Below are 19249 nucleotides of genomic sequence, written 5' to 3'. Positions count from 1 at the left end.
GCCTGCGGAATGGGGTCAGGTCCGGAGGTGTCGCGGCCGCGGCTGGCAGGTGGGGCAGCTGAACGAGGAGCGGTTCATGAATTTTTCGCGCCGGATCGGTGCGCCGCACCTCGAACAGGGCAGTCCTTCCTGCCCGTAGGCATCGAGCGACCTGTCGAAGTAGCCGGACTGCCCGTTGACGTTGACGTACAGCGCATCGAAGGAGGTTCCGCCTTGAGCGAGGGCCTCCCCCATCACCGCGTGGACCCCGGTCAGCAGACGCCGCAGCGCGGGACGCGTCAGTGCTTCTGCGATTCGATTGCCGTGAATCTTCGCGCGCCACAACGCTTCGTCTGCGTATATGTTGCCGACACCGGACAGCACGGTCTGGTCGAGCAGTGCCCGCTTGATCTCGGTGTGCTTGCCGCGCAACACGTTCACCACCGATTCGGCATCGAACAGTGGGTCGATAGGATCGCGGGCGATGTGCGCGACCGGTTCGGGTACCTGGGTTCCGTTCACCGTCACGATCGGAGCGAGTGCCCAACCGCCGAAGGTCCGTTGGTCGACGAAGCGGAGGTCGCTACCGTCGTCCAGGCGAGCTCGAATTCTCAGGTGCTTCTCGTCCGGGGCAGTGGGAGGCTGCACGAGCATCTGCCCGCTCATACCCAGGTGGACGACGGTCGCGAAATCTCCGGGTTCCATCACCAGCCACAGATACTTGCCACGCCGCTGGGCCGAGGTGATGCGCTGACCCTGCAATTGGCCGATCAGATCGAGGCCGCCGAGGTCGTGTCGCCGTACGGCGCGAGGGTGCAGTACCTCCACCGAGCGCACCGTCTTGCCGACCACGTGAGATTCCAGGCCGAGCCGGACCACCTCGACCTCAGGCAGTTCGGGCATCAGGAAGAGTCGGATGCGGAGTCGGCAACGACAGGAGTCTCGTTGTCCGACAACGAGTTCCACGCCGTGCTGGCAGCCTTCTGCTCGGCTTCCTTCTTCGACCGGCCCACCCCGACGCCGCGCGGGAATCCGCCGACGAGCACAGTGGCCGTGAATTCCTTGTCGTGGTCGGGTCCGGTGGACGAGATCTCGTACGCGGGGACACCCAGTGCACGTTCCGCAGTCAACTCCTGCAGGCTGGTCTTCCAATCCAGACCCGCACCGAGCTTGGGAGCCCGATCGAGCAAGCCGGCGAACAGTGTCAGAACCACGGTGCGGGCAACATCGATTCCGTGTTGCAGGTGGATGGCACCGAGCAAGGACTCCATACCGTCGGCCAAGATGCTGGGCTTGTCGCGCCCGCCGGTCTGCTCTTCGCCCTTACCCAGCAACAGATGACGACCGAGGCCGCCGTCACCGAGATCACGAGCCACCTCGGCGAGCGCATGCATGTTGACCACACTGGCTCTGATCTTGGCCAGCTGTCCTTCGGACTTGGTGGGGTGCACCGCGTACAGGTGCTCGGTGACCGCCAAGCCGAGCACGGAGTCGCCCAAGAACTCGAGCCGTTCGTTGGTCGGCAGACCACCGTGCTCGTAGGCGAACGACCGGTGCGTCAGAGCCAGCGTCAACAAGGGTTCGGACAGAGAAACACCGATAGCGGCGAGGAGCGACTCTCGGTCGTCCCCGCCGCTGACGGCAGTAGAGCTATTGTTCTGTGGCCCGCCGTTGTGTCGGTCCACTACTTCGTTTGTCACCTGAGCGGGAATCAGACCGCTGCGACGACCTGGCGGCCCTTGTAGGTACCGCACGAAGGGCACGCGATGTGGGGCAGCGTCTTCTCGCCGCAACCACGGTTGGGGCACGTCACGAGGGTGGGCGCAGTGGTTTTCCACTGTGCACGACGCGACCTCGTGTTGGAACGCGACATTTTGCGCTTCGGGACAGCCACTTACTTCTCCTCGGCTTCGTTGTTCACAAGTTCTGTGCTCGGTTCTGGATCCACGCCAAATTTGGCTGCAAGTCCAGCCCAGCGAGGATCAATTGTATCGTGACTGTGGCCGGATTCAGCAATCGCCAGGCGAACGCCGCATTCTGGGCACAATCCCTCGCACTCGTCACTGCAGACGGGGTGGAGTGGAAGCTCCAGACCGACCGCGTCGACGATGACGGGTTCGAGATCTATCAGGTCGTCGACGATGCGGTGAATCTCGTCCGCATCCGTCGTCTCCTCGGTGATGCTGTTCGGGTAAGCGAACAGCTCGGTGAGGTAGACGTCGACATTGCCAGTGGCCGGGTCGAGGCAGCGCGTGCACTCACCGGCCGTGGCAGCTCGCACGGAACCGGTGACGAGAACGCCCTCGGATACCGCCTGCAACTGCAGATCGAGCGAGACCGGTACACCGGCTTCGATGGCAATGGCATCGAGGCCGATTCGGGAAGGAGCCGGAACCGTCCGCTCGATGGTTTTCGTCGACCCGGGTCGACGACCGAGGTTGAGAATGTCCAGAACGAATCCTGCGTCCAGTTCGGGACGCGTCGTTCTCTTGGGCGGGGGCACGGCTGATCTTCCTTACTGTCGGTGTGCCTACTGTCGGTAAGCAACCACACAACGATACGCATCTGCGCATACGTGAGCAAATCGTGACGGGTCAGTGCCGACTACGACGTCCCTGGTCTGCACTTCCGTAGGAGGTGTCGCCGTACGGTTCGTTGCCGTAGTCCGGGACGCCCGAGCCGGTGCGCAGCTGCTGCCGACCGCGACCCACCGACCGAATGGTGCCGCTGAGGAACTCCTCGAACTCTGCAAGCTTGGTGTCGACGTAGACGTCGCACTCGCTGCGCATCCGATCGGATTCGGCGTGTGCGCTGTCGATCACCCGAGCCGACTCGGCGTGGGCCGCCTGAACGACCTCCGTCTCCGAGACGAGCCGGTTCTGTTCGGCGGTGCCGTCTGCGACCGACCGCTCGTACGACGCCGTACCGGACTCGATCATCCGATCGGCCTCGGTGCGAGCGCGAACGGTCAGCGCCTCGTACTCACGCTGGCCTTCGAGAACCGTTCGCTCGGCCTCGGCTTCGGCATCGGCCACGAGCTGATCGGCATGCGCCGACGCTTCGGACACCATGCGATCGGCCTGGGCTTTGGCGTCGGCGAGAATGCGGTCCGCCGAGTCGCGTGCGTTCTCCACCGTGTCCTGAGCTTCGGCGTTCGCACTGGTGACGGTCTTCTCCGCCGTCGCCCGCGCGTCACCCACCAGCTTGTCGCGATGATCCAACACGTCCTGCGCATCGTCGAGCTCGCCGGGTATGGCGTCACGGACGTCGTCGAGCAGTTCCAGGACATCGCCGCGAGGGACGACGCACCCGGCAGTCATCGGAACGCCGCGCGCCTCCTCGACAATGGCGACGAGCTCGTCGAGCGCCTCGAATACGCGGTACACCGGTTACCCCAATCGTCGAATCTGCCACCGCGAACGCATCTGCTCCGCAGACGACACCCACAGTTCTTCGTTGTTCAGTCTGCCCGCCGATACGCCGGTCTGCGCTATACCCACCCGGTGTGTCGCCCTTTCGAACTACTGGGCCATCGAACTACTGCGCCATCGAACTACTGGGCGGCACGCTCGGCGATACGCGACATCAACCGGTCCTGCACGAACGGCGGCAACATACCGGTGACGTCTCCCCCGAACGTGGCCACCTCCTTGACCAACGAGCTCGACAGAAAACTGTGCGCCGGATTCGCAGGGAGGAACACCGTGTCCACTCCGGTCAGCGTCCGGTTCATCTGCGCCATCTGCAACTCGTAATCGAAGTCGACAGCACTCCGAAGACCCTTCACGATCGCCGAAAAGCCCTCTTGCCGTGCGTAATCGACCAGCAGGCCGTACCACGAACCGACCCGAACATTGGGCAGATGCTCGGTCGCGACCTCGAGCATCTCGATCCGCTCCTCGACGCTGAACATGCCCTTCTTGCTCTTGTTCACCATCACCGTCACCACCACCTCGTCGAAGGCGGCCGCCGCGCGCTCGAAGATATCCAGGTGACCGATGGTCACCGGGTCGAAGGATCCAGGACACAGTGCGCCAGTCATGCCCGCGAACCTATCAGCTCAGACAGCTCATTCCGCAGGCTCCACTCCTGACCCAACCCGGTCATTCCGCAGGCTCCACTCCTGACCCAACCCGGTCATTCCGCAGGCTCCACTCCTGACCCAACCCGGTCATTCCGCAGGCTCCACTCCTGACCACCTCGGTCATTCCGCAGGCTCCACTCCTGCCCGGATTGCGATCTCGATTCGGCTCTCGCCGTACTTCTTCGACTTCTCCGGCACGAGCCCGGTCGGCCACACGGTCTCCGGCGAACGCGACGACCGTTCGAGCACGACCACCGCGTCGACCGAGAGCCATCCCCCGCTCACGAGCCGCTCGAGGAGACCGGCCACGGCGGTATCCGTGACGGCGTACGGCGGATCTGCCAACACCAGGTCGTAGGCCGCGTCGGCGGTGCCGGCCAGGACCGAGGCCACCGGCGCGCACTTGACCGAAGCTCCGGTCAGGCCGACCGATTCGATGTTCTTGCGCACTACCGCGGCCGCCCGTGCGTCGGATTCGACCAGCACCGCCGACGCGGCCCCACGTGAGAGTGCTTCGAGGCCGAGCGCACCCGACCCTGCGAACAGATCCAACACCGCGGCCCCTTCGAGCTCAATCCGACTTTCGAGCGCACTGAACAGTGCCTCTCTAACCCGCTCCGACGTGGGCCGGGTGCCTTGGCCGGGGACCGCCAATCGGCGACCCCCGGCAACGCCCGCGACGATCCGGGTCATTCGCTCCCGGCCTCTTCGCCCGTCGACCCCCCGCCGATGACGACGAGCAGATCGCCGCCCTCCACCTGCTGAACGCCCGAGATCGCCAGACGAGTGACCGAGCCGCCCCGCGGTGCCGTGATCGCTGCCTCCATCTTCATCGCTTCGATCGTGGCAATGGTGTCGCCGGCCGAGATCTTCTGGCCCTCTTCGACTGCCAGGGTGACCACCCCGGCGAACGGAGCCGGAATGTGTCCGGAGTTGGAGCGGTCTGCCTTCTCGACCGTGGGTGCTTCGCTCGCGATGGACCGATCGCGCACCGACACCGGACGTAGCTGCCCGTTCAGGATGCACATGACGGTGCGCATACCGCGTTCGTCCGGGTCGGAGATCGCTTCGAGTCCGATGAGCAGTTCGACGCCCTTCTCGAGCGTGACTCGATGCTCCTCGCCCTGACGCAGACCGTAGAAGAACTGGTTGGCCGACAATCGGGTCGTGTCGCCGTACTTCTCTCGATGAGCTTCGAGTTCCGCTGTCGGGCCGGGGAAGAGCAACCGATTGAGAGTGGTACGGCGTTGCGCCGACGTCCCGTCGAGGTTCTTCTCGTCCTCGTCGGTCAGCGGCGTCACCGGCTTGCCCGCACCACGGCCTTCGAGCGCCTTGGTGCGCAGCGGCTCCGGCCAGCCGCCGGCGGGTGTTCCGAGGTCGCCGCGTAGGAACCCGACAACGGAATCGGGGATGTCGTACCGGCTGGGGTCCTCGGCGAATTCCTCGGCGGACGCATTCGCACCCACGAGCGCAAGAGCCAGATCGCCCACGACCTTCGAGCTCGGCGTCACCTTGGTCAATCGACCCAACATGCGGTCGGCCGCAGCGTAATTGGCTTCGACCGTCTCGAAGCGATCACCGAGACCGAGCGAAATAGCCTGTTGGCGTAGGTTCGACAGCTGGCCGCCCGGAATCTCGTGGGTGTACACGCGACCGGTCGGTGCAGGAAGCCCGGACTCGAAGGGCGCGTACACTTTTCGCACGGCCTCCCAGTACGGCTCGAGATCGCAGACGGCCTGCAGATCGAGGCCGGTGTCGCGCTCGGTGTGCGCGGCCGCGGCGACGATCGCCGACAGCGCGGGCTGACTGGTGGTTCCGGCCATCGCAGCACAGGCACCGTCGACCGCGTCGGCTCCGGCTTCCCAGGCCGCGAGATAGGTAGCGAGCTGTCCGCCGGGAGTGTCGTGGGTGTGCACGTGCACCGGCAGGTCGAAGTTGGACCGCAACGCCGTCACCAGCGTCTTGGCCGCGGGGGCACGCAACAGACCCGCCATGTCCTTGATGGCCAGCACGTGCGCGCCGGCATCGACGATCTGCTCGGCCAACTTCAGGTAGTAGTCGAGCGTGTACAGGTTCTCGTTCGGATTCGACAGGTCGCCGGTGTAACTCAGGGCCACTTCTGCGATGGCCGTACCGGTTTCGCGCACTGCATCGATCGCCGGACGCATCTGATCGACGTTGTTGAGCGCATCGAAGATACGGAAGATGTCGATTCCGGTGTCGGTGGCCTCGGCGACGAAGCTACGGGTGACCTTCTCCGGGTACGGGGTGTATCCGACGGTGTTCCTGCCGCGCAGCAACATCTGAATCGCGATGTTGGGCACGGCTTCTCGCAGGCTCGCCAACCGCTCCCACGGATCCTCGTGCAGGAAGCGCAACGCCACGTCGTACGTCGCCCCTCCCCAGGCCTCGATCGAGAGCAACTGCGGCGTCGTTCGCGCCACGTACGGCGCTACGCCGAGCAGACCACTGGTGCGCACACGCGTTGCCAACAACGACTGATGGGCATCACGGAACGTGGTGTCGGTGACACCGAGCGCCTTCTGATTGCGCAGATCGCGGGCGAACCCCTCCGGCCCGAGGGCCAGCAGCCGTTGCCGGGAGCCGTCGGGAATGGGAGCCGAGAAGTCGACCTCGGGCAGCTTGTCGTGCGGGTACACCGGTGAGGGACGTTCCCCGTGCGGCTTGTTGACCGTCACGTCGGCCAGGTAGGTCAGAATTTTGGTGCCACGGTCACCCGAGGAACGCGACGTCAGCAGTTCCGGACGTTCCTCGATGAAGGAGGTGGTGACGCGTCCTGCGGTGAAATCGGGGTCGACCAGAACCGCCTGCAGGAACGGGATGTTCGTCGCGACACCGCGAATTCTGAACTCCGCCACCGCACGTCGGGCACGCGCCACGGCAGTGTCGAAATCACGGCCGCGACAGGTGAGCTTGACGAGCATCGAGTCGAAGTAGGCACCGACCTCGGCACCCAACGTCGTGCCGCCGTCGAGGCGCACGCCGGCACCGCCCGGGGTGCGGTAGGCAGTGATGCGGCCGACGTCGGGCCGGAATCCGTTGGCGGGATCCTCGGTGGTGATGCGGCATTGCAACGCTGCACCGCGCAACACGATGTTCTCCTGCTGCAATCCCAGGTCCGCCAACGTCTCACCGGAGGCGATACGCAACTGCGACTGCACCAGGTCCACATCGGTCACTTCTTCGGTGACTGTGTGCTCCACCTGAATTCGCGGATTCATCTCGATGAAGACGTGATTGCCGCGGGTGTCGAGAAGGAACTCGACGGTACCGGCGCAGGAATAGCCGATCTGCTTGGCGAACGCCACGGCGTCGGCGCAGATCTTCTCGCGTAATTCCTGAGGAAGGTTGGGTGCCGGGGCCAGCTCGATCACCTTCTGGTGTCGACGCTGCACACTGCAATCGCGCTCGAAGAGATGGACGACGTTGCCTTGGCCGTCGGCAAGGATCTGTACCTCGATATGACGGGGGTCGATCACTGCCTGCTCGAGGAACACGGTCGCATCGCCGAACGCCGACTCCGCTTCGCGCGCAGCAGCTTCGATGGACTCGCGTAGTTGCTCGGGCTCGGCCACGCGGCGCATTCCGCGACCACCGCCACCTGCCACGGCCTTGACGAACAGCGGGAAAGTCATCGATTCCGATGCCGCGACCAATTCGTCGATATCGGACGACGGTTCCGACGACGCCAACACCGGTAGTCCCGCGGCCTTCGCAGCGGCGATCGCACGCGCCTTGTTACCGGTCAGCTCGAGGACATCGGCGGAGGGCCCGACGAACGTGATGCCCGCCTCCACACACGCGGCGGCGAGATCCGGGTTCTCGGAAAGGAATCCGTAGCCGGGGTACACAGCATCGGCACCGCTGCGCTTGGCGGCGGCGACGATCTCGTCGACCGAGAGATACGCCCGAACGGGATGGCCCTTCTCCCCGATCTGATAAGCCTCGTCGGCCTTCGTTCGGTGCACCGAGTTTCGATCCTCGAACGGGAACACCGCCACCGTCGAGGCACCGAGTTCGTAGGACGCACGGAAGGCGCGGATAGCGATCTCGCCGCGGTTGGCAACCAAAACTTTGGAGAACATTGGCTCAACTTACCCGGCAGACAGAGCCCCGGAGGCGTACTGATCCCACGATGCGGGAACTTTTGTTCAATTTCGGCTACTGAAACGGTGCAGTGCGGACTGCGACGGGGTCAGGACTTGTCGAGGTAGTCGATTCTGTCGGATCGCCACGCCGAACGCATCATCGACGCGATGCCGGGATTGTCGGCCAGAGACGGGTCCCGCGCGAACAACGACCGGGCACAATCCTGGGCGTCGGAAATGATGTCCTCGTCGTCGATGAACGAGAGCAACCGAAGTCCGGTCACCGTGCCCGACTGCGCGGCTCCCAACACGTCACCTTCTCGGCGGGTCGCCAGGTCCAGTTTGGCGAGCTCGAACCCGTCGTTGGTGGCGGCCACAGCCTCGAGCCGAGCGAACGACCCACCGCCCGGGCTGAGCCAGCTGATCATGATGCACAGCCCCTGATGCCCGCCGCGGCCGATTCGCCCACGCAGCTGGTGGAGCTGGCTGACGCCGAAGCGGTCGGCATCCATGATCACCATGACCGTGGCATTGGGTACATCCACGCCCACCTCGACCACCGTCGTGCAGACGAGCACGTCGATCTCACCCGCGTTGAATTCCGACATGGTGATGTCCTTGTCGTCACCGGACCGTCGACCGTGCAGCAGCCCCACACGCAGATCGGCCATCGGCCCGGCGGAGAGCGTCTCGTAGAGATCCACGGCAGCCGTCGTCTCCGGCCCGTCCTCCACTTTCGGCGCAGCCTTCTTCGCCGCTCCGCTCTTCTTGCCCGTGTCCGCATCCTCGCCGTCACCGATACGAGAACAGACCACGTAGGCCTGTCGGCCGGCCGCGACCTCCTCGTGAATCCGTTGCCAGGCTCGATCCACCCATCCCGGTTTGGATCTGGCCGGGACGACGTTGCTGACGATCGGCGACCTGCCGCGCGGAAGCTCCGTCAGTACCGACGTCTCCAGGTCCCCCAGTGTCGACATCGCGATCGTGCGCGGAATCGGTGTCGCCGTCATCACGAGGAGATGCGGGCTGGTGTTTCCACGAGCCTTCGCGCGCAAGGCATCTCGCTGCTCCACACCGAATCTGTGCTGCTCGTCCACGACGACCATCGCGAGGTCGAGAAACTCGACCCGATCCTCGATGAGAGCGTGGGTGCCGATGACGATCCCGGCATCACCTGTCACGGCATCGAGCAGGGCCGATCGCTTTGCCGCAGTGGACATCGACCCCGTCAGCAGAGCCACCTTGGTGGCCAGCTCGTGCGATCCCAGCTCGCCACCGGCGGCCAGCGTGCCGAGCATCGATCGAATCGATCGCGCATGTTGGGAGGCAAGCACTTCCGTCGGTGCCAACAGTGCGCACTGGTGTCCGGCGTCGATCACCTGCAGCATGGCACGCAACGCGACGATGGTCTTACCCGAGCCGACCTCGCCCTGCAACAGACGCGACATCGGATGCGGACCCGACAGGTCGTTGGCGATCTCCGCAGCAACCTGGTGCTGACCGACCGTCAACTCGAACGGCAGCCGGCGATCGAACTCCGCCGCGATGCCGTCGGTGATCGGTGGGCACCGCGCGGCTACCCGGTTTGACGCGTCGCGTCGTCGGTCCGCGAGTACCAATTGAACAGCCAATGCCTCGTCGAACTTCAATCGTTCCCGGGCGGCGTCCTTGTCCGCCGCGGTATCGGGAAAGTGGACCGAACGCAGCGCGGCGTCGATGTCGATGAGGCCACGCTCGCGGCGCACCGATTCCGGCAGCGGATCGACCACGTCGTCCAGCTGGTCGAGTACCTGCCGAACGCAGCGCATGAATGTCCAGCTCTCGACATCTTTCGCCGCGGGATAGATAGGGACGAAGGCGCGGTCGAACACCGACATGTCGACGGCTCCGGACGAATCGACCGAGCCACGCGCCAGGCCGGCCAGCGTGCCACCTCCGACGATGCGCCCCGCGGGGACGATGGCCCCGTCGTTGTCGTCGCCCCCGAGGATCACGTAACTGGGGTGGGTGAGGTTCCACCGCCGACCGAAATACTTGACCTTGCCCGAGAACATGCCCCGCCGCCCGGGCACGACCACGTGTTTGAGCTTGTGCGGGCTGAAGAACGTGGCTTCGATCCGCTGCCCGTCGGCCGCAAGGGTGACGGCAAGGAATTGACCGTTGCGGTTCTTCATCGAACGCAGGGTGGCCGATTCCACGGTGGCGACAATGGTGATGTGTTCCCCCTCGGGGGGTTCCTTCTCGCCGAGCTCGGAACCGTGCGTCATGTAGCGATGCGGGTAGTGCCGCAGCAGGTCTTCGACGGTATGGATGCCGAACACCTCGGCCAGCGGTGCCGCAGCCGCCGCTCCGAGGACATCGTCGAGCCGATCCACCAGCGTTGCCATAGTTCCGAGATTCCCTATTCCACTCCGAATTGCACGAGATCCCCGGGCTGCCCGCCCGGGTAGACCACCACGTCGACGCCGGGATGCGCACCCGCCACATAGTCGGCGAGCCGACCTCCGAGATCCGCGGGAGCCAGTGCCCCGAGCAACACCGTCACCATCTCACCGCCGGTGGCCAACAGCTGGTCCAGCAGTCTGCATCCGGCATCGAGCGGATGCTCGGCAACGATCACCACTTCCTGCCCGGCCAGACCGAGACAGTCACCCGGCTCGCACATGCCGACCCAGGTCAGCGAGCGTTGCTCGGCGATGCGCAACGAACCCCACCTCGTCCCCGCTGCAGCATCGGACATTGCGAACGCGTCGTCGACGGCTGCTCTGGCCGCGTCGTGCACTGCGAGCGCAGCCAACCCCTGCACCATCGCCGAGCACGGCAACATCGACACGTCCTTACCGTCGGCCCTGGCCGCAGCACCGACGGCAACGAGCTCCTGAGCGGACAGCGCCCCGTTCGGCAGCACCAGAACCTCGCGGTGCTTCATGCCCACGATGGCGCGATGCAACACCGACGAATCGATGGGCTCGTCGCATCGCACCACCGTCGCACCTTCCTGTACGTAGAGAGCCGCGGCACCGTCACCGGCGACCAGGGCCAAAATATCGCGACCCACCGACATAGCCTCGGGCTCGTGCTCACCGACGTTCGCGTCGACGGCGTACTCGGCCAGTCCGAAACACGAGATGCGCACTCCTCGAATATTTCCCGCCGCGATCCCGCACTCGACGGCACCGCCCGGGTCGGTGGTGTGCACATGAGCGGAGTACGCCCCGGAGCCGTCTCCGGCCACCACGACCGAATCGCCGAGGTCCGACAGCGCTGCACGCAGCGCTGCCGCGCGGGTGTCGTCGATGCCGGGGACGACGTAGAGAACCTCGTAGCCGAGCGGCCGGGACTGCGAACGAGCCGCCGCCCCGTCGGAGGCTCCGGGTGCGTTCGAAACGCCGACTTCGATCACCCGTTCGTGGTCCTGAGGACGGCGATAGCGTCGCCTCGGCGGGGTGCGGCCCGTCACGACCTCGACCAACGCGTCGAAGATCACCGACAACCCCAGCGCCCCCGCATCCACGACGCCCGCCTCTCGCAACGGTGCGAGTTGGTCCGTCGTGCGATCGAGAGCGCGAGCGGTGGCCTCGGCGATATCTACCACCAGCGTGGCCAGATCGACGTTCGCGTCGTGGGCAGCGGCCTCGTGGGCAGCGGCTTCGAGCACCGTGAGCATGGTGCCCTCGGCGGGGACACTGACCGCGCCCGCCACCAGAACTCGTGCACGCCGCAACATGGCCTGGATCGACACGGTGTCCAGCGGACCGTCGGCTGCGGCCTCACCCACGGCGCGCAGGAGTTGCGAGACGATGACCCCGGAATTTCCTCGCGCGCCCGATACGGCTCCCACCGCCAGAGCCCGTCCGATCGCACCCGCGCCTGCGGCCGGCCCGGCACTGCGCATGGACTCGACCGCAGCCCGGAACGTGAACATCAGGTTGGTGCCGGTATCGGAGTCCGGAATCGGGAAGACGTTCAGTGCGTCGATCTCGTCGCACCGAGCAGTGAGGGAATCCACACAGCGATAGGCCCACCGGCGCAGGTCCGAGGCATCGATGGATTCGAGTACGTCGACCACCTCGAGCGCCTCCCCTGCGTTCCGTCCGTACCTGCGCCCGGGCCCGACGATGTCGGCCGCGGACAGTGCCCGAAGCTTAGTCGGGCAGAATCGTCAGCGCGGCGCGCGTGAGCCGGTACACCTCGTCTGCGGTGGCGGTTTGGTGATTGGGTGGGACGCCGCTATTCTTGCAGGGTTGCCTCGAGGCGATCTTCACGCATTGCAATCCTTGCATCTGCTCGTAGTTCGTTTCGATGTCTTCGACCACATGTAACGCTCAACATCTAACAAGGAGTTCGCGACTATGGCTGCCGTCTGCGACGTATGCGCCAAGGGGCCCGGCTTCGGTAAGTCGGTCTCGCACTCGCACCGACGGACCAACCGTCGTTGGAACCCGAACATTCAGACCGTTCACGCTCAGGTTGCGCCTGGCAACTCCAAGCGCATGAACGTGTGCACCTCCTGCTTGAAGGCAGGCAAGGTGGTTCGGGGCTGATTTCGGCCCCGCTCTTCGATTTCCTCCACGGCCTCGACTGCGTGCGAGAACTGTGCCCCGCATCCACTCGGATGCGGGGCACAGTTGTCTGTCGATGTTCCTGCGCATTCGGGCAAACAGTTGGACGTCCGATAGAGTGCCGAACGTGACTCATTCGGACAGCGAAAGCTCGAGCAAGGTCAGCATCGAAGACGGAGTGCTGCACATCGTCGTCGCCACCGAGGCGGGCGGTTCCTCTCTCGACCTGGACGGCATCACCTCGGGAACGCAGGCACTGCACGAGGTGAACACCGGTGCCACATCTGTAGGAAGCGTCCTGCTCATCGGCCGCGGGCCGAACTTCTGCGCCGGCGGCAACGTACGGGACTTCGCCGGTGCCGACGATCGCGGTGCCTTCGTCGGCTCGGTTGCCGATGCGTTCCACGCCTTCGTTCGCGAACTGGCAGCAGTGACGGTTCCCATCGTCGCTGGTGTACACGGCTGGGCGGCCGGCGCCGGCATGAGCCTGGTGTGTCTCACCGATATCGCCATCGGCGGACCGTCGACCAAGCTTCGACCGGCCTACCCCGCCATCGGGTTCACGCCGGACGGTGGCATGTCCTGGACCCTGCCCCGCATCGTCGGATCCGGCCACGCAATGGACATCCTGTTGAACGATTCGATTCTCAACGGTGAGGATGCGGTGCGTCTCGGAATCCTCAGCCGCCTCGTGGGCGACGACTTCGTCGACAGCGAGGCCGAACGACTGGCCCGAACCCTCGCCGTCGGCCCCACCTCGGCGTATCAGGGAATCAAGAAGCTGCTCGCGGCGTCCGACACCGCAACTCTGGCAGAGCAATTGGATGCCGAGGCCGCCTCGATCTCGGCGGCCGCAGTCTCACCTGCAGGAGTGGAAGGCGTCGACGCATTCGTCGAGAAGCGTCGCCCCGATTTTTCCTGAGCCGGTCACAGCAACGTCCAGTCGATCGGTTCGTCCCCGCCCTCGACCAACAATTCGTTGGCGCGACTGAAGGGCTTGGATCCGAAGAATCCCCGTGATGCGGACAGCGGTGACGGATGGGCCGACTCGATGCACGGCACCGATCCCAGCATGGGTTTGAGCGTCGCCGCGTCACGGCCCCAGAGAATCGCCACCAGGCCAGGAGCCCGGGGATCCTCGGCTCTGTCAACAAGAGCACGAATTGCCTGCTCCGTCACCGCTTCCCAGCCCTTCTTGCGGTGCGACGCCGCTGCGGACGGTTCGACCGTGAGCACTCGGTTGAGCAGCATCACACCCTGCTCCGCCCACGGCGTGAGATCACCGTTGCTGGGCGTCGGCAGACCGAGATCGTCCGAATATTCCTTGAAGATGTTGGCCAGACTGCGCGGAACGGGACGCACGTCGGGGGCGACCGAAAAGCTCAGCCCCACTGCATGACCCGGGGTCGGGTACGGGTCCTGGCCGACGATCAGCACCCGAACCCGGTCGAACGGGTACCGAAATGCACGCAGAACGTTCTCACCGGCAGGGAGGTAGTGCTTTCCGGCGGCGAGCTCGGCTCGCAGAAAGTCGCCCATCGCAGCAACATTCGTCTCGACCGGAGCCAAGGCACGGGCCCAACCCGGATCTACGCTCTCGGCGAGCGGGCGGGCCGTCACCGGTCGATCCGGCGCAGCGCGTCGCGGTAGTACGCGGCGTTCGCGGAGTACATCTGCACGTTGATGTCCACGTGCCCCTCCGGAACCTCGAAGCCCTCACGGATCTTCGCGGGAACACCGAGCGCCATGCTGCGTTCGGGAACGACGAACTTGAACGGCACCACCGCACCCGCACCCACGATGGAACCGGCCCCGATCCTCGAGCCGTTGAGCACCACGGAACCCGATGCAATGAGGCAGTTGTCGCCGATGGTCGCACCCTCGACATGCGCGTTGTGACCGAGAACGCAACCGGCACCGATCACGGTCGCGTCGATGGGGGTGCAGTGGATGACGGTCCCGTCCTGGATGTTGGTGCCCGCACCGACGGAGATCGTGCCGTAATCGGCTCGGAGCACGGCCGTCGGCCACACCGACGATCCCGCCGCCAAGGTCACCGCTCCGATGACGACTGCATCGGGATGGACATAGGCGTCCGGGTGAATATCGGGTTCGCGGTCGCCGAGCGCGTAGATAGCCATCCTTGCAACTTAGCCGACTCCATCGACCCGGTCGGAGCTCACTCTCCGTCGAAGCTCGACCAACCGGATCTGCCCACGCGGTGGTGCCCGGCGACAGTGACGCCACCGTCGGTTGCATTCGACGCCGGCTCGACGCGGCCGATCACGATCCAGCCCGTCGGAACAGTAGCGAGGCCGGGGAACGTGCCGACGAGAGCATGATCCTCGCCGCCGGTGAGTACCCACTCGAGGGGGTCTACCCCCAACAGCTCTGCAGCCGAACGGACTTCGTCGGCGATCGGAAGACGCTCGGGTTCCAGAACCATCGATACGCCGGATGCGTCGGCGATATGACCCAGGTCGGCCAACAACCCGTCGGACACATCGGTGAGTGATGTCGCGCCTGCTTCGGCGGCCTCGATTCCGGCACGGTACGGCGGGGAGGGCACGCGGTGTGCATCGAGAACCGCGTCGTGCCCGGAGCGATCGCCGCCCGCGAGCAACAGAGCGAGTCCGGCCGCGGACCACCCGAGCCGCCCCGCGAACGCGATCACATCACCAACCTGCGCACCCGATCGCAGTACGGGAGCCCTGCCCTGTAGGTCACCGAGCGCAGTGATCGAGATCACCAGCTGATCCGATTGCACCACATCACCGCCGACGATGGCCGAGCCCGCAGCCGACGCCTCGCGCCACATGCCCTCGTTCAGACCGTCCGTCACGCTCACCGGTGTGTCCGCCGGGCAGCCGAGAGCCACCAGGAATGCCGAACACTGCCCACCCATCGCGGCGATGTCTGCCCCGTTCTGCGCGATCGCCTTCCGACCGATCTCCACCGGAGTCGACCAATCGAGCCGAAAGTGCCTGCCGTGCACCAACATATCGGTCGTGGCGGCCACCCTGCCGTCGGATGCACTGACGACGGCAGCGTCGTCGCCGGGGCCGACGATGGTCGACGTCGGTTGCACTCGATCGGCGACGGCCCGGGCGATGACGTCGAACTCGCCGATCTGGGCCACCGTCGGTTCGGCGGCGGTGGTCCCCGAAGGGCCGGTGTCGTCGATGATATTCCTCCCTGAGAGCGCAATTCGGACGTCGGTCTCCCGCGAAATCGGCACCGCGCCTGCGGTACCTTTAGCGGTGCCCGGGCCCGGTCCGGCGCAGCCGGTTTCGTGCTGTGAGTACGCAACCGACTCAACGTACAGTCGACTCAACTTACAGTCGATCGTCCCAGCAAGGAAAGGGACCACCGATGGTGCAAGCCTTCGTTCTCGTTCAGACCGAAGTCGGCCGTGCCACGACCGTTGCGCGGCAGATCGAGTCGGTCGACGGCGTCGTATCCGCAGAAGCTGTGGTCGGACCCTACGACGTCATCGTCAGGGCCGACGGCGCATCCGACACCGAGATCGCGGACATCGTCTCCCGAATTCAGAAGGTCGACGCCATCACACGCACCCTCACCTGTCCCGTCGCCCCGCAGTCGACCTCGGCGGTTCGGTAGCGCATGAATTCTGCCGACCACGACAACGACCACGACAACGACAGCGGCGACGACGCCGGCACCCGGTCCGAGAATGCAGCAGCGGCCGACGAGGCCCGCGAGCAGCGCCACCCTGCGGTCATAGCCACCGCGATCGCCCTGCCGGTCGCGTTGGTGGTGGGAGTTCTCGTGGCCGCGATAGCGGTGAACAGCTCCCCCGCCCACGATCCGGTAGCGCTGGGGCCGGTCGACGCACCCGACGCCGCGAGCGCACAGTGCTCGACCCTCCTCGATGCGCTGCCCGACGAGCTGGGCGACTACAGCCGCGCCGACCTGGCCGACCCGGCACCTGTCGGAGTCCGAGCCTGGGTATCGGCCGAGGAGAACGCCGAGCCGGTCGTGCTTCGCTGCGGGCTGCCTCGCCCTATCGGATTCGATGTGGCTGCACCACTTCAGGTGATCGACGGCGTCCAGTGGTTCGAGGTGTCCGGCGAGAACGACGGCATCGACGCCAGCACGTGGTTCGTCGTAGATCGGGGCACGTACATCGCTCTCACCATTCCCGGCGACTCCGGCCCGACACCTCTGCAGGATGCCTCGTCAGCAGTGTCGGCAGCACTACCCCAGCAGCCCCTCGACCCGGCACCGTTGCAGTAGCGCCGGGTCAGCGCAGGCCGGTACCGCGTGCGAGAGCGGTGTCGATCAGGGTGCTGATCAGGGTCGAGTAGTCGATTCCGCTCTCGGCCCACATCTTGGGGTACATCGAGATCGACGTGAATCCGGGCATCGTGTTGATCTCGTTGATCACCGGGCCTTCCTCGGTGACGAAGAAGTCGACCCGCGCTAATCCTTGGCAGTCCAGTGCGCGGAAGGCCGAGACTGCGAGTTCGCGAATACGATCGCTGATGTCGTCGTCGAGTGCGGCAGGAATGTCGAATTCGCTGACATCGTCGAGGTACTTGGTGTCGAAGTCGTAGAAGGCGTGATCGTCGCTGTCCGCGTCGGGGAGCCGGATCTCGGCGATCGCGCTGGCGCGCACGCTGCCGTCGGGGAATTCGAGTACGCCGCATTCGACCTCGCGGCCGTGGATCATTCCTTCGACGATCACCTTGGGGTCGTGCTCGCGGGCAACGCCGATCGCCGACTGCAGGTGATCCCACGAGGTGATGCGCGAGATTCCGATCGACGATCCGCCTCGCGCGGGCTTGACGAAGGCAGGGAGACCGATGTGGTCGCGTTCGGCTTCGGTCAGGTCATCGGTGCCGCGTCGCAGCACGACCTGCCTGCCGATCGGTAGTCCGTCGGCTCCCAGAAGCTTCTTGGTGAACTCCTTGTCCATGCCTGCGGCACTGGCCAACACTCCGGGACCCACGTACGGGACACCGGCGAGTTCGAGCATTCCCTGCAGGGTGCCGTCCTCGCCGTACGGCCCGTGCAGCACCGGAAACACGACGTCGACCGCAGCCAGGACCTGTCCGGCGTCGCCCTCACCGAGAGCGATCAGCGCGCCTGCGCGTCCCGGATCGGTGCTCAGCGCGAGTGCGGCACCGGACTTGTCCACCGTCGGCAGTACTCGATCACGAATCGTCAGCGCATCCGGATCACTGGAGCCGAGCACCCAGGCACCGTCGGGGGTGATCCCCACCGGGACCACCTCGTAGGTATCGGGGTCCAGATTCGCGAGCACGCTACCCGCCGAGACACAGGACACCGCGTGCTCACTGCTGCGGCCACCGAAGACGACGGCAACTTTGATTCGGGGAGTACTCACGGTGACAAACCGTACCGCCGTCTCCCCGCGAACGCGGATTCGCCCTGTTCGTGCACACGTCGAGAACGTGACCTCACTCGGGCTTGATTCGACGCCCCAGCAGGTGGCCCACCGCGTCCGGAACCGACATTCCCCCGTGGCACACACGGTGCACGGCATCGGTCAACGGCATCTCGACGTCGTAGCTCTCGGCGAGCGCGCGCACCGACGTACAGGACTTCACGCCCTCGGCCACCTGCCCGTGCGCTGCTTCCTGCGCGCTCTCGAGGGAGCCTCCCGAACCGAGCCGCTCACCGAACGTACGGTTGCGCGAGAGCGGCGACGAGCAGGTGGCGACCAGATCTCCCACGCCGGCGAGCCCGGACAGCGTCGACGGTGTGGCCCCGAGCGCGACACCGAGCCGGATGATCTCGGCCAGGCCTCGGGTCATGATCGACGCGAGGGTGTTCTCGCCGTAGCCGACTCCGCTGGCCATTCCACAGGCGAGGGCGATGACGTTCTTGCACGCGCCACCGATCTCGGCACCGATGACGTCGGAGTTGGTGTACGGCCTGAAATATCCTGTGGCGCAAGCTTTTTGAATCTCGAGCGCTCGTTGCGAGTCGGAACACGCAATGACGGTCGCGGCCGGCTGCCCCTCGGCGATCGGGCGCGCCAGATTCGGCCCGGACAGGCAGGCCACACGGCTGGGATCGGCCCCGGTCACCTGTGAAATCACCTGACTCATGCGCATGAGCGTTCCGGTCTCTATGCCCTTGGCCAGAGACAGCAGTGTCGCGTGCGGTGCGATCGCATCCGTCCACTCCCCCAGGTTCGCGCGCAGACTCTGCGACGGCACCGCGAGCACCACGATGTCCGCACCATCGAGGGCGGTCGCCGGATCGCTCGTGGCGCGGATCGACGACGGCAGTTCGATTCCGGGGAGGTAGTCCGCGTTCTCGTGCCGTTCGCTGATCGAGGCAGCGAGTTCCTCTCGGCGCGCCCACATGGTGACATCGGTTCCGGCATCGGCCAACACTTTGGCGAATGCGGTACCCCACGACCCGGACCCCAGTACCGCTGCTCTGCTCATGCCGCCAACCTCTCACCTGCTCGCCGATGCCCTGCCTACGCGCGCATCACCCTAACGCGCAGACCTGCCCGG

The 19249-nt window shown here is 65.5% G+C and carries 19 protein-coding genes; 4 read left to right on the top strand and 15 right to left on the bottom strand.

All coding sequences use genetic code 11. The annotated features are described in order from the left end of the window. Window positions 1–15: 15 nt before the first annotated feature. The 10 genes from mutM to CH266_RS11255 all read right to left on the bottom strand — a co-directional run bounded on the left by mutM (window position 16) and on the right by CH266_RS11255 (window position 12241). Window positions 16–882 (bottom strand): bifunctional DNA-formamidopyrimidine glycosylase/DNA-(apurinic or apyrimidinic site) lyase, encoded by an 867-nt coding sequence (gene mutM / locus CH266_RS11300; protein ID WP_094715303.1) that lies wholly within the window; start codon window positions 880–882, stop codon window positions 16–18. Then, entirely contained in the window at window positions 882–1664 is a 783-nt protein-coding gene (gene rnc, locus CH266_RS11295; protein WP_027496672.1) for a ribonuclease III, read from the bottom strand. The genes mutM and rnc overlap by 1 nt, the downstream gene beginning before the upstream one ends. A gap of 26 nt (window positions 1665–1690) precedes the next feature. Beyond that, complete coding sequence (rpmF, locus tag CH266_RS11290) at window positions 1691–1873, bottom strand: 50S ribosomal protein L32 (protein WP_032397784.1); 183 nt, start codon at window positions 1871–1873, stop codon at window positions 1691–1693. Next, a complete protein-coding gene (locus CH266_RS11285; RefSeq protein ID WP_176457069.1) occupies window positions 1874–2482 on the bottom strand; it encodes a YceD family protein in 609 nt (202 codons plus the stop codon). 91 nt (window positions 2483–2573) lie between these two features. Further along, the gene (locus CH266_RS11280; RefSeq protein WP_045841865.1) at window positions 2574–3365 is read right to left on the bottom strand and encodes a DivIVA domain-containing protein; all 792 of its coding nucleotides are present in this window, start codon (window positions 3363–3365) and stop codon (window positions 2574–2576) included. Between the two features lie 167 nt (window positions 3366–3532). Next, window positions 3533–4021, bottom strand: coding sequence for a pantetheine-phosphate adenylyltransferase (coaD, locus tag CH266_RS11275; protein ID WP_027496670.1), 489 nt, complete (start codon window positions 4019–4021; stop codon window positions 3533–3535). A gap of 162 nt (window positions 4022–4183) precedes the next feature. Further along, the gene (gene rsmD / locus CH266_RS11270) at window positions 4184–4756 is read right to left on the bottom strand and encodes a 16S rRNA (guanine(966)-N(2))-methyltransferase RsmD (protein WP_032383421.1); all 573 of its coding nucleotides are present in this window, start codon (window positions 4754–4756) and stop codon (window positions 4184–4186) included. After that, a complete protein-coding gene (locus tag CH266_RS11265; RefSeq protein ID WP_032383422.1) occupies window positions 4753–8169 on the bottom strand; it encodes a pyruvate carboxylase in 3417 nt (1138 codons plus the stop codon). Before CH266_RS11265 ends, rsmD begins: the two co-directional genes overlap by 4 nt. A 110-nt stretch (window positions 8170–8279) precedes the next feature. Beyond that, window positions 8280–10559, bottom strand: coding sequence for an ATP-dependent DNA helicase RecG (gene recG, locus CH266_RS11260; RefSeq protein ID WP_094715302.1), 2280 nt, complete (start codon window positions 10557–10559; stop codon window positions 8280–8282). A gap of 14 nt (window positions 10560–10573) precedes the next feature. After that, on the bottom strand, window positions 10574–12241 hold the full coding sequence (locus CH266_RS11255) for a DAK2 domain-containing protein (protein ID WP_032383424.1): 1668 nt from the start codon (window positions 12239–12241) through the stop codon (window positions 10574–10576). Between the two features lie 283 nt (window positions 12242–12524). Here CH266_RS11255 and rpmB point away from each other — a divergent pair, with 283 nt between their 5' ends. Continuing rightward, entirely contained in the window at window positions 12525–12716 is a 192-nt protein-coding gene (gene rpmB, locus CH266_RS11250) for a 50S ribosomal protein L28 (protein ID WP_008717389.1), read from the top strand. 145 nt (window positions 12717–12861) lie between these two features. Further along, a complete protein-coding gene (locus tag CH266_RS11245) occupies window positions 12862–13656 on the top strand; it encodes an enoyl-CoA hydratase/isomerase family protein (RefSeq protein ID WP_032366585.1) in 795 nt (264 codons plus the stop codon). Window positions 13657–13661: 5 nt separating this feature from the next. Here the strand turns inward: CH266_RS11245 and CH266_RS11240 are convergent, their stop codons facing one another. The 3 genes from CH266_RS11240 to CH266_RS11230 are packed head-to-tail and all read right to left on the bottom strand — an operon-like array spanning window position 13662 to window position 15966. Next, window positions 13662–14354: a uracil-DNA glycosylase gene (locus CH266_RS11240; protein WP_032383425.1), complete on the bottom strand. Its 693-nt coding sequence runs from the start codon at window positions 14352–14354 to the stop codon at window positions 13662–13664. Next, the gene (locus CH266_RS11235) at window positions 14351–14875 is read right to left on the bottom strand and encodes a gamma carbonic anhydrase family protein (RefSeq protein ID WP_032366386.1); all 525 of its coding nucleotides are present in this window, start codon (window positions 14873–14875) and stop codon (window positions 14351–14353) included. The genes CH266_RS11240 and CH266_RS11235 overlap by 4 nt, the downstream gene beginning before the upstream one ends. Window positions 14876–14913: 38 nt before the next feature. Continuing rightward, on the bottom strand, window positions 14914–15966 hold the full coding sequence (locus CH266_RS11230) for a thiamine-phosphate kinase (protein WP_441347054.1): 1053 nt from the start codon (window positions 15964–15966) through the stop codon (window positions 14914–14916). A 140-nt stretch (window positions 15967–16106) separates the two neighbouring features. Here CH266_RS11230 and CH266_RS11225 point away from each other — a divergent pair, with 140 nt between their 5' ends. After that, window positions 16107–16355, top strand: coding sequence for an Lrp/AsnC ligand binding domain-containing protein (locus CH266_RS11225; RefSeq protein ID WP_032370776.1), 249 nt, complete (start codon window positions 16107–16109; stop codon window positions 16353–16355). A gap of 3 nt (window positions 16356–16358) precedes the next feature. Beyond that, window positions 16359–16991 (top strand): DUF3515 domain-containing protein, encoded by a 633-nt coding sequence (locus CH266_RS11220; protein ID WP_094715301.1) that lies wholly within the window; start codon window positions 16359–16361, stop codon window positions 16989–16991. Window positions 16992–16998: 7 nt separating this feature from the next. Here CH266_RS11220 and CH266_RS11215 read toward each other — a convergent pair whose 3' ends face one another. Together CH266_RS11215 and CH266_RS11210 are read right to left on the bottom strand one after the other, a co-directional pair. Continuing rightward, on the bottom strand, window positions 16999–18105 hold the full coding sequence (locus CH266_RS11215) for a D-alanine--D-alanine ligase family protein (RefSeq protein ID WP_032391547.1): 1107 nt from the start codon (window positions 18103–18105) through the stop codon (window positions 16999–17001). A gap of 73 nt (window positions 18106–18178) precedes the next feature. Then, window positions 18179–19177 carry an NAD(P)H-dependent glycerol-3-phosphate dehydrogenase gene (locus tag CH266_RS11210; RefSeq protein WP_027496659.1) on the bottom strand — a complete coding sequence of 333 codons (999 nt, stop codon included), beginning with the start codon at window positions 19175–19177 and terminating at the stop codon, window positions 18179–18181. Window positions 19178–19249 lie beyond the last annotated feature (72 nt).

The organism is Rhodococcus sp. 06-1474-1B, assembly GCF_002258885.1.
GTDB classification, from domain to species: domain Bacteria; phylum Actinomycetota; class Actinomycetes; order Mycobacteriales; family Mycobacteriaceae; genus Rhodococcoides; species Rhodococcoides fascians.
The sequence above is the reverse complement of the archived record's forward strand: the minus strand, read 5'-3'. Positions and strand labels throughout refer to the sequence as shown.

Excerpts from the sequence above, each read along its gene's own strand:
- mutM (WP_094715303.1), bottom strand. The coding sequence starts at position 882 with ATGCCCGAACTGCCTGAGGTCGAGGTGGTCCGGCTCGGCCTGGAATCT.
- coaD (WP_027496670.1), bottom strand. The coding sequence starts at position 4,021 with ATGACTGGCGCACTGTGTCCTGGATCCTTCGACCCGGTGACCATCGGT.
- rsmD (WP_032383421.1), bottom strand. The coding sequence starts at position 4,756 with ATGACCCGGATCGTCGCGGGCGTTGCCGGGGGTCGCCGATTGGCGGTC.
- CH266_RS11265 (WP_032383422.1), bottom strand. The coding sequence starts at position 8,169 with ATGTTCTCCAAAGTTTTGGTTGCCAACCGCGGCGAGATCGCTATCCGC.
- recG (WP_094715302.1), bottom strand. The coding sequence starts at position 10,559 with ATGGCAACGCTGGTGGATCGGCTCGACGATGTCCTCGGAGCGGCGGCT.
- rpmB (WP_008717389.1), top strand. The coding sequence starts at position 12,525 with ATGGCTGCCGTCTGCGACGTATGCGCCAAGGGGCCCGGCTTCGGTAAG.
- CH266_RS11235 (WP_032366386.1), bottom strand. The coding sequence starts at position 14,875 with ATGGCTATCTACGCGCTCGGCGACCGCGAACCCGATATTCACCCGGAC.
- CH266_RS11225 (WP_032370776.1), top strand. The coding sequence starts at position 16,107 with ATGGTGCAAGCCTTCGTTCTCGTTCAGACCGAAGTCGGCCGTGCCACG.
- CH266_RS11220 (WP_094715301.1), top strand. The coding sequence starts at position 16,359 with ATGAATTCTGCCGACCACGACAACGACCACGACAACGACAGCGGCGAC.
- CH266_RS11210 (WP_027496659.1), bottom strand. The coding sequence starts at position 19,177 with ATGAGCAGAGCAGCGGTACTGGGGTCCGGGTCGTGGGGTACCGCATTC.